2 protein-coding genes are annotated in these 2,653 nt (G+C 44.5%); one reads left to right on the forward strand and one right to left on the reverse strand.

Annotated features, from left to right (window positions below):
• Positions 1-256: 256 nt before the first annotated feature.
• Positions 257-1,846 (reverse strand): DHA2 family efflux MFS transporter permease subunit, encoded by a 1,590-nt coding sequence (locus GNE10_RS33650; protein ID WP_185570376.1) that lies wholly within the window; start codon positions 1,844-1,846, stop codon positions 257-259.
• Between the two features lie 203 nt (positions 1,847-2,049).
• Between GNE10_RS33650 and GNE10_RS33655 the strand changes: the two genes are divergently transcribed.
• Positions 2,050-2,653 (forward strand): TetR/AcrR family transcriptional regulator (locus tag GNE10_RS33655; protein ID WP_185570377.1); only part of this gene is annotated, 604 nt, incomplete at its 3' end.

Consider the following 2,653-nt stretch of genomic DNA (forward strand, 5'->3'; position numbering starts at 1 on the left):
GATGTGTAAAGAGACAGGGTTAAGGAACAATTAACAAACAAGGATTTTACTTAAATGAAGAATTCAAAAATCCGCAATCCATTAAGTGAATCTATAGTTATGGGCGCTTTAATCGCGCTAACCAGTGTTAGTATCATCACTATCATGAATGCTTTCTAAGATAAAAAAATTTTAATTTTAGCAACAAAACTTTACATAACCCTGCTCAAAACTGAGTGGGGTTTTTACATTTTGTTTACAAATTCACCTGTTAGCACTAATGAGCCATCGGCGCTTTTGTTCCTGCACCGCCTTTACCCAGGAATAGTAATAAAGGTAATGAGCAAAGAAAGGAAATACCTACTACTCGAAAGCAATCTGCATAGGACAAAACAGCAGCTTGGGTATCTACTGTTTGACTCAATAAAGCTAGTGCTTGTTGTTGCGCTGTTGTGGCATCCATACCTTGACTTTGGAGTGCGCCGTTGAGTGCATCCAAGCGCTGATTGGTTTCGGGGTCATAGGGAGTGAGTTTTGCCAATAAAATGGCTCGATGAAAAGCTTGTCGTCGGTCAAGGAGAGTTGTAAGTAGGGCAATGCCGATGCTACCACCTAGTTGTCGGGTGAGGTTATAGAATCCAGAACCGGCAGAAATATCTTGTTTGGGTAACCCTCCTAAAGTTGCCAAACTCAAGGGGAGAAACATCAATACAGTAAAAGCCCCACGCCATACCAATGGCCAAAATAAATCATCTGTGCCACTTTGTGGGGTAATTGCTGCCAATTGAAACATAACTCCAGATGTTCCAACAGCACCTATGGAAATTAAAATTCTGGCATCGATTTTGGTAGATAACTTACCTAACAAAACCATAACGATCGCAGAAGCCAAAGCACCAGGCGCTAACAATAGTCCTGTCTGCGTCGCCGTGAAGTGCAGCACACTCTGAGCAAATATCGGTACTGCAAACAAAGCGCCATAAAGCCCCATCCCCACTATTGCTGATAAAAAACTGCCAGCCGCTAAAGAACGGTGACGCAAAACTCTCAAATCTACGGCTGGATGAGCTATTCTCAATTCCTGCCAGATAAACAATCCTAATCCAATGGCGCTAGCCACAGCTAATGTAGTAATGAAACCAGAGGAAAACCAGTCTTCTTTCTCTCCTTCCTCTAACAAAGTTTGTATACTTCCGATCGCAATCACCAAAAAGCCAATGCCAAACCAATCCACCGCTTGACTTTGTGCTTGGCTGTTGTCTTTGTCTTTGGGCAAAAATACTAAGGACATTGCCACTGCAACGATCCCAAAGGGAATATTAACAAAGAAAATCCACCGCCACCCCAAACCATCTACCAAGAATCCGCCCAAGGTAGGGCCGATGGCTGGCCCAGCAATGACACCCACTCCAAAAACTGCCTGGGCTAAACCTTGTTCCGCAGGTGGAAAAGTCTCAAACAAAATTGCTTGTGCTTTGGCTAGCAACCCACCACCACATAAACCTTGAAGAATTCGAGAAATGACCAGCATTGGTAAATTAAATGCCAACCCGCATAAAACCGAGGCAATGGTAAAGCCAATCAAGGAAAAGATGAAGTAGGTTTTACGTCCAAAATAATCCCCCAGCCACGCAGATAAAGGAATTAAAACAACGTTGGCGATCGCATATCCAGTCACCACCCAACCGACTTCAGTGATAGTTGCACCAAGACTCGCTTGGATGTCAGTTAAAGCAACGTTGACAATACTGGTGTCAATCACTTCTAAGATGGCACCAAGGGCAGCCGTAAAAGCGATCGCCCACTTTAAAGGCCCCCGGACATAACCAAATTCGTCAACAGTAGAACGTTTAATGTTGGTAGCCATCGTCAGAACGATCCCCAAAGTAAAAATTAAATATTATATATACGCTACGGTAGCGTATCATATTAAAACGGTCAAGGGAGATGGGGAGACTTGTACTGAGCGGAGCCGAAGTATGGGGAGATGAGTTTTTACCCTCCGCCCCTCTGCCCAATGCCCAATGCCCAATGCCCAATGCCCAATGACTAATGACTAATGACTATTTTATGAGTAACCAAATTAACACCTCTTCTGGACGCCCACGTAGTATTCACGCAGACCAAGCTATTTTGCAAGCGACGCTAGATTTGCTTGCAGAGGTAGGATATGAAAGCATGAGTATAGAAGCGATCGCCAATCGTGCTGGAGTTGGTAAAACTACCATCTATCGGCGTTACTCTTGTAAAGAAGAACTTGTTGCCGACGCCATAGAAAGTTTGAGAGATGATTTAGCGATCCCCGATACCGGCAGCTTTTGGGGAGACATGGATATTGTCATCAAGAATGCAGCGAAAAAAATAGATAGTCCCCTTGGGCGTCAAACACTGGCCTTAATAATCAGCACAGCATCCAGCAATCCTCAATTTGCCCAAGTTTACTGGACGAAATATATCAAACTCCGACGCGAAGCCTTTGCCAAAGTCCTTGAGCGTGCCCAATCTAGAGGGGAAATCAAAGAGAATGCCGACATAGACTTAATTATCGACCTGGTGAGTGGTTCGCTATATTACGCGCTGATTTTCAAACCAACAACCGAGCCGGTAGAAGCCTACATGCGCCGCACCATAGATCTTCTCGTCAGGGGACTAGGACATGGGGCAGGGGGAGTAG

This window comes from Nostoc sp. 2RC (assembly GCF_014222165.1).
GTDB lineage: Bacteria > Cyanobacteriota > Cyanobacteriia > Cyanobacteriales > Nostocaceae > Nostoc > Nostoc linckia.